This is a genomic window from Tamlana crocina (assembly GCF_012037625.1).
In genome coordinates this window covers 1-308 of the sequence record NZ_JAAVJS010000729.1, presented here as the reverse complement: position 1 = coordinate 308, position 308 = coordinate 1, and the positions used below count along the sequence as shown (strand labels likewise).

The following is a 308-nucleotide window of genomic DNA, read 5'->3' as shown; positions in this document are numbered from 1 at the left end:
ATACTTGAGCCGCGCACGGGAAGATCTTTTATAAGAACAACAGTATCACCTGCCTCTATAGTGGCTCCGTTACTGTCTTTATGAACAACTCCGCCGCTACTTTCAACTGTCATTTGTCCGGCTCTGGCCCATGCAAGCTGTTCCTCCTCCATGTACATCATGTCAAGAAGGTCCTGCGGCCAGCCTTCTCCTTTTAATCTGTTGAGCATACGCCAAGCCATTACCTGTACTGCAGGCACAGGGCTCCACATACTGTCATTTAGACAACGCCAGTGATTGGGTTGAATTTTTTCGGGATCTTTAATCTG

The 308-nt window shown here is 47.7% G+C and carries 1 protein-coding gene; it reads right to left on the bottom strand.

Features of this window, described 5'->3' with window-relative positions; translation table 11 throughout:
* Positions 1-308 (bottom strand): PhnA domain-containing protein (locus HC176_RS18755; protein ID WP_209309831.1); only part of this gene is annotated, 308 nt, incomplete at both ends.